6 protein-coding genes are annotated in these 6927 nt (G+C 25.3%); 4 read left to right on the top strand and 2 right to left on the bottom strand.

The genetic code is table 11. The features are described 5' to 3' along the window. Positions 1-783 precede the first annotated feature (783 nt). Positions 784-996 (bottom strand): type II toxin-antitoxin system RelE family toxin, encoded by a 213-nt coding sequence (locus ACRC8M_RS04625; protein ID WP_438528077.1) that lies wholly within the window; start codon positions 994-996, stop codon positions 784-786. Positions 997-1298: 302 nt separating this feature from the next. Continuing rightward, positions 1299-2711: a PLP-dependent aminotransferase family protein gene (locus tag ACRC8M_RS04620; protein ID WP_438528076.1), complete on the bottom strand. Its 1413-nt coding sequence runs from the start codon at positions 2709-2711 to the stop codon at positions 1299-1301. 145 nt (positions 2712-2856) lie between these two features. Here ACRC8M_RS04620 and ACRC8M_RS04615 point away from each other — a divergent pair, with 145 nt between their 5' ends. From ACRC8M_RS04615 to ACRC8M_RS04600, 4 genes are read left to right on the top strand one after another with little or no spacing between them, the layout of a single operon-like run. Continuing rightward, a complete protein-coding gene (locus tag ACRC8M_RS04615; protein ID WP_438528075.1) occupies positions 2857-3738 on the top strand; it encodes a PLP-dependent cysteine synthase family protein in 882 nt (293 codons plus the stop codon). A 16-nt stretch (positions 3739-3754) separates the two neighbouring features. After that, a complete protein-coding gene (locus ACRC8M_RS04610; protein WP_438528074.1) occupies positions 3755-4588 on the top strand; it encodes a serine O-acetyltransferase in 834 nt (277 codons plus the stop codon). 11 nt (positions 4589-4599) lie between these two features. Continuing rightward, complete coding sequence (locus tag ACRC8M_RS04605) at positions 4600-5352, top strand: hypothetical protein (RefSeq protein WP_438528073.1); 753 nt, start codon at positions 4600-4602, stop codon at positions 5350-5352. After that, on the top strand, positions 5345-6238 hold the full coding sequence (locus ACRC8M_RS04600) for a DMT family transporter (protein ID WP_438528072.1): 894 nt from the start codon (positions 5345-5347) through the stop codon (positions 6236-6238). The genes ACRC8M_RS04605 and ACRC8M_RS04600 overlap by 8 nt, the downstream gene beginning before the upstream one ends. Positions 6239-6927 lie beyond the last annotated feature (689 nt).

Raw genomic sequence — 6927 nt, 5'->3', positions numbered from 1 at the left:
CTTATTTTTATTCAAAGGTGTATTATTAAATATAATTCAAGTTTATGATACGATATATATGTAGAAAAATCAAGGAAAACAGTGAAAATAGGATATATTTTATATAAATTTCTATGTATTATTTATACTCTAGTGTATTTGATACAAGTACCAATCAAGAATAAATAAAAAAGGCGATAGTTTTTCTATCGCCTTTTTAACTGGTAAAATATAATTACATTTTGTAGGTATTTTTAGAATACTAAATTTATTTAAAATCTACAATCTATAATTTTTATTTTTAAAACACATTGATTTTATTAACTTTTATAGATATTCATTCCAAGAAAAACTTATACAAAAAGAACTACTTAAACACCTTTTTAAATAGTCCTTTTCTCTAAAAATGCCCCCTAGTTGAAAGTATACCCCCTTTAATTTTTTAAAACAAGATACAAAAATTAAGACTGTTTGTGCAAATAAAAAAACTACTTACAATGCGTTAGGGGGCAGTAAGTAGTTTTTTATTTGGTATATTCATTTTTGGGGGAACACACCTTTTTAATAAAAGAAAATAAATTCACATAAGCTGATTTAATTTTAATATTAAAGTTACTAAATCTGCAAGAAATTTTTGAGTTGTTTGATTTAAAAAACTTCAAAAAAAAAACTAGTTTCTCACTCCTAGCTTTTTTCGTACAATACTTTCCGAATATTGAATATCAATCGTTTGTATCCCATTATAACTTTTAAATTTTTAAAAATCAATCCTTTTTATTTAATTATAAATTATAGGTTAATAACCTATTTATAAATATCTAATCTACTTTCAATATCAATAACTAATTCATCATTAACTATTTTAAATAATGCTCGATAACTTCCACTTTTAAGTCTTTTAATATCTTTAATACCCTTTAGATTTTTTATATCATACAATGAGATCATTCTAGTATCTTTTGAAATCTCAGTAAAAGCTTCATAAAATTTCAAAACTACTATTATATTTTCTATCATAAACTTATTTGAATTAAATCATCTTTGTCAAACATTATATTTATTTTCTCAGATATTTGAGCCACTTTTAACACCACCTTTGATATATAAAGAATTATTTAGTATACCTTATTGAGATATCTTGATTTTTGATATATTTTTTAAATTTTTTAGAATAAAAAATCTTATAAACTTAATAAAACCGAAGGCTTAAAAGGTATTTCAAGAATCCTTAATGTTATTATCCTGCGTTTTTCTGACATGATTCCTAAAAGAACATGTTTAATTGGTATAGCTGTATGTTTTGGCAGGAATACAATCACTTATGAATTTGTTTCAATAATATTAAAATGCTTTTTTAATCGACTTATGCCATCTATTATTTCTGAAATATCTGTAGTAGCAAAACTCACTCTAAAATATTGATTTTTTTGATTATCTAAAAAGAAAACATTTCCAGAAAGAAGTAAAATATTATTTTCTTTACACTTTAAATAAAATTGACTTGAATCTATTACATCACTTAGTTTTATCCAAATATAAAATCCGCCATCAATATTATAAACAACATCTATATAGGGTATCTCTTTTAGTTTTTCAATTAAAATAAGATATCTTTCTCTATAAATTTTGATTAGTTTTTCTATATGTAATTCTAGAAAATTACTTTTTAAAAAATGGGCTAAAACTTTTTGATCAAGGGCTGATGTTGATATATCTGTAGTAAATTTAACTGTTACTATTTTAGAGATAAGCTCAGTTGGTGCTATCATATATGCTAATCTCAAACCAGGCATAATTATTTTAGAGAATGACTTAATATAAATAACAGTTTTATTATCAAAATCTAAAGATTTTATAGAAGTTCTAGGAGTATTGTAAAATGAAAGTTCGGATGCAAAATCATCTTCTACAATTAAAGTGTTATATTTTTTAGCTAATAAAACCAACTTTTGTTTCTTTTCTTCGCTCCAAGAAATACCTGTAGGGCAACTAAAATCCATTGTTGTATATATGAATGATATTTTTTCTTCAGATAAGATATTTTCTAACTGAGTAAGATTAAAGCCGTCCTCTTCCATTTCTACAGGATAAATTTTACAATTTGTTTTAAAAGTATTTAGAGCACCGTGATAAGTTGGATTGCCCACAATTATTTTATTTTTTCTTTTAGACGAAAGTGTTTTTAATATCAAATCTAATCCTTGTTGTGACCCACTGGTTATTTGAATATCATCTTTAGATACAAAAATTCCTTTTTCTTCAATATTTCTCTTAATTACTTCTCGAAGTTCTTCTAAGCCTTGAGTAGGGTGGTATAGCATAATTTTAGGTCCATACTCTTCTAAAATATTACTATATAATTTCTTAAAAATTTCGAATGGATAAACATCTTCAGAAGGAGTTCCGCTTGCAAAATTAATAAGATTGTTTTCTTTTAATTGGCCAACTTTAAAAGTTTCAATAAGGTTATTGGATGGTGTATTGTAAAACAAAAATTCTTTAGATTTTACAAATATTCCAATACCACGTTTTTTTATAATATATCCCTCTTTTTCTAAAAGAGTAAAAGCTTTCATAATTGTAATATTATTTAGTTTATACTTTAAAGCAAGTTGCCTAATTGATGGCAGTTTAGAGTTTTCTGGATATTCATTTTTTTCAATTTTATTTTTCAAATCTTCATAAATTTTTAAGTAAATAGGTATTTTCTTTTCTGCTGAGTTAATTTTCATAAAACCTCCACCTGTAGTACTACAGTTTTTGATATATAACATTGACATAACTGTTATAGTTTTGTAGAATTAAAAATATGATTCACTGCTGTCACTGTTATACTATTTTTTTTAATATTTGTAAATAAGAAATGAGGAGAAAAGGATGAATATTTTAAATTATGTAGGAAGAACACCAATTGTAAAAATTAAAAATTTATATGGAGAGCAATATCCTGATATTTATTTAAAATTAGAGGAATTTAATCCAGGGGGAAGCATTAAAACTAGAGTTGGTTTTGAAATGATTAGAGATGCTGAAGATAGAGGAATATTAAAAAAAGGAGATACACTTATAGAAGCAACTGGGGGGAATACTGGTCTTGGATTGGCAATAGCAGCTTCTTTAAAAGATTATAAATTAAAGTTAGTTATTCCAGATAATTTTAGTAAAGAAAAAATAAATATTTTAAAAGAATATGGTGCTGAAATTATTTATTCAAATCATGAATTAGGCAATAACTCTCATCTAATAAAGTTAAAAGAGATTTTAAGTGAAAATAAAACATATATAAATTTAAATCAATTTGAAAATATTTCCAATCCAAACGCACACTATCTTTTCACAGGAAAAGAAATTGTTAATTCATTAAAAAAAGTTGATTATTTTATATCTGTAATGGGTAGTGGAGGAACAATTGCAGGAATATCTAAATGTTTAAAAGAACATAACTTAAAAACAAAAATAATTGGAGTACAACCTGAGGGATGTGACATATTTAATGGTATTTTTATCCCACATAAAATTCAAGCAACAGCAGTTGGAGTAATCCCCAAATTTATAAATAGAACTGATATAGATGAGATGATATCTGTAAATTATAATGAAGTGCAAATTATTAGGGAACGTTTAGCAAAAGAACAAGGTATTTTTGTAGGAATATCATCTGGCGCAAACTTGTTAGCAGCACTGAAACTTTCTAAAAGTTTAGATAAAGAAAAGATTATAGTAACTATTTCACCAGATAGTGGTAGAAGCTATTTATAAAAAACGGAGGGGAAATATGCTAAAAGTTAAATTACTTAATAAAATTTTAAAAATAGCTAACAAATATGAATGCTTTAAGATTTTTCCAGTTGATAATATCTTAGAAAATGCCTATGAAGATTTAATTTCTTTTTCAGAAAAAGATCCAAGTAGTAAAAATAATCCTGAATATATTTTAGAATCTTATAACTCTTATCTGAGTGTTTTATATTATAGAATAGCTAATTCGATAGTAGATAATAATTTAATTTTAGCAAGAAAAATTACAGAAGATTCTAAAGTTATCACAGGAATAGAAATACATCCTTGCGCTAAAATAGGAAAAAGATTTGTGATAGATCACGGAGTAGGAACTGTGATAGGCGAAACTAGTATTATCGGTAATGACTGTTACGTACTACAATCAGTTATATTAGGTGCTGATAAAATAGCTAACAATAAATTAGGAAATAGACATCCTATAATTGGAAATAATGTTGAGATTGGTGGATTTTCAACTTTAATAGGTTCTATTAAAATAGGTGATAATACAAAAATAGCCCCACATTCAATAATAAGAAATGAAATTCCTAAGAATTCAAAAGTTCTTTCTCTCGGAATGGTTCAACTAATAAAAAATGAAACTTTGAAAAATATAAATTTTAATGGCTATATTAAAAACGATAATCATATAGTTCTTTACTTTGATGAACTAAAACAAAGATTTATGAACATTTATATAAATGGCAACTTGATTAAAGATGATTTAGTTATTACTGAAAATGAAATAATTGTAAAAACTTATAAAAATCAGATAAATAAATATAAAATTAATTTTACAAATAATGAAGAATTTTTATTAACAATTTAAAAGGAGCGATTATGAAAACAGAAAAAATATATTATAAAAATCAATTTCAAACATCATGTGAAGCGGTTTTAATTGCAAGTACAGAAAATGGATTAATATTTGATAAATCTGTTGCTTATCCAGAGGGCGGAGGACAGATAGGAGATATTGGAGTTCTAATCAGATGTAAAGATGGATTTGAAATTCCATTTTATAATACAACAAAAATTAAAGGTAGAAATCTTTTTTTAAATGATTTTCCTAGCATAAAAGTAGAAAACCAAATTGTACATCATATAGATAACAATTACGAATTTGAAAAAGATGAAAAATTTCTTATAAAGTTAGATAATGTAAAAAGATCCCAAACAACTCTTCATCATTCTGGTTTACATTTAGCCTTAATGGTTTTAGAAGAAATGATTCCAGGTATTGATAAAAAAATAGTTGGTGCTAAAATAACTGATAAATATGGAAGGCTCGATTTTTCAATAGATTTTAAATTTAATCCAGAACAAATAGCCCAAATAGAATCTCATTGTAATGAATATATAGATAAAAATATTCCAATAAATACATTTTCTCATCCAGAGGAAAGTGAGGCTTTATATTGGAAATGTGATAATTATATCGTTCCTTGTGGTGGAACTCACTGTGAAAATACAAAAGATTTAGTGGGGATAAAAATCAAGAGAAAGAGCATTGGTAAATTATCTGAAAGGTTAATTATTGAATTACCTTTTAATAAAAAGTTTTTAAAATTATATGGTGATTTAAATGATTAAAGGGGCTTCAATTAATAGCACTTCTAAAGTTACCTTAGAAAGTAAATTTATATTATTAACAATTTTGGCGATTTGTTTTTTAGCAACTGGTGGAATTTTTGTAAAATTAAGTTCACTTCCACCTATAGCAACAGCTTTTTATAGAATTTTATTTTCAATGCCAATACTTTATCCGTTTGTTAAAGCTGATTTAATAAAAACATCTAAAAAAGATAGGTACTTAATCTCTTTAGCTGGAATTTTTTTAGCTTTAGATTTAATTTTCTGGAACATATCTTTTCATTTAACAACTGTAGCAAACGCTAATTTATTAGCTAATCTAGTTCCTTTTACAGTTATTCCAGTTTCTTATTTTTTATATAAAAAACGTCTATCTAAAATTTTTATTGTTGGATTATTTATAACTTTAATTGGACTAATTGTTCTTATGTCTGGAAAACTAAATCCTAATATAAATAATTTTAAAGGAGATATATTAGCATTTATTACCTCAATCTTTTATGGATTATTTTTACTTGTTGTTTCCAATATTAGAAAGAGAGTAGATGCTATGACAATTATATTCATAAGTGGGTTTGGAGGAGCACTTACACTCTTTATAGCTATGTTTACAATAGAAGGATTCTACTTTCCGAAAAATCTAAATGAGATACTTCCTCTTGTAGGACTAGCCTTAGTTTCTCAAATTTTAGGACAGGGCCTTCTGAGTTATTGTATAGGAAAAATTGATATAACTTTGTCATCTGTTTTAGTTTTAAGCCAACCTATTATTGCAGCCTTATACTCTTACTTTATATTTAGAGAAAATCTTACTTTTCAAGAAATTTTTGGTATTTTAATTGTCCTAATAGGAATATATCTAGCTAAAATAGGAAATAATAACTAAAAAATGTAAATTTAGTGCCAAAATATAAAAAAACCGATGCAAGACCTAAATAATTTTCATTACTAAAGCTCGGTATCTAGGAATTTATTACAAAAATAAAAAGAGGTTTAAGCCGACTAAAGCTAAAACCTCTTTTTAATATTCTTTATTGAATTAAGAACCTTTCTTATACAAAAATCAACTGAAAAGTAAAAAGAGGGTTTCCCCTCTCTTTACTTGGTTTGTTTAACTTTTAACCTAGTTTATGAACAAAAATACAAATCTAGTATATCCTTTTTATTTTAAATCTTCAATACTTTTTTAAGGCTCTCGTTCTTATTTTAAAGCCTTTCTATTTTTCTTTAAACTCTTTTCTAGGCACATCCTATACTTAATAATCAATATATTTTTATATAAAAGAAAAGTGCCTAGCTTTTATACTAGACACTTTTCTGAAACAATTTAAATTCATAAAGGTATTTTTATAATACATAATATTTCTTAAATCTGCACTACTTTTTTACTTTTTCTTTCATACTCTTTTTTTATTTTTTCTCTTAAAATCTTTATATAGGGGTCCCATCAGGAAAACGCGGAATAACAACGCTAAGGATTTTCCTGACCATTGATGCCCCCTTTATTTTCAATGTATTTCGACCATTTTTCATTCAAAAATTTTCTCAAGTAATCTAATTAGAGTTATTTCCATC

Source organism: Cetobacterium sp. (assembly GCF_051653945.1).
In the GTDB taxonomy this organism is placed as follows: Bacteria; Fusobacteriota; Fusobacteriia; order Fusobacteriales; family Fusobacteriaceae; genus Cetobacterium_A.
The sequence above is the reverse complement of the archived record's forward strand: the minus strand, read 5'-3'. Positions and strand labels throughout refer to the sequence as shown.

Coding starts and splice junctions, on each gene's coding strand:
- ACRC8M_RS04605 (WP_438528073.1), top strand. CDS start 4,600: ATGAAAACAGAAAAAATATATTATAAAAATCAATTTCAAACATCATGT.
- ACRC8M_RS04610 (WP_438528074.1), top strand. CDS start 3,755: ATGCTAAAAGTTAAATTACTTAATAAAATTTTAAAAATAGCTAACAAA.
- ACRC8M_RS04620 (WP_438528076.1), bottom strand. CDS start 2,711: ATGAAAATTAACTCAGCAGAAAAGAAAATACCTATTTACTTAAAAATT.
- ACRC8M_RS04600 (WP_438528072.1), top strand. CDS start 5,345: ATGATTAAAGGGGCTTCAATTAATAGCACTTCTAAAGTTACCTTAGAA.
- ACRC8M_RS04625 (WP_438528077.1), bottom strand. CDS start 996: ATGATAGAAAATATAATAGTAGTTTTGAAATTTTATGAAGCTTTTACT.
- ACRC8M_RS04615 (WP_438528075.1), top strand. CDS start 2,857: ATGAATATTTTAAATTATGTAGGAAGAACACCAATTGTAAAAATTAAA.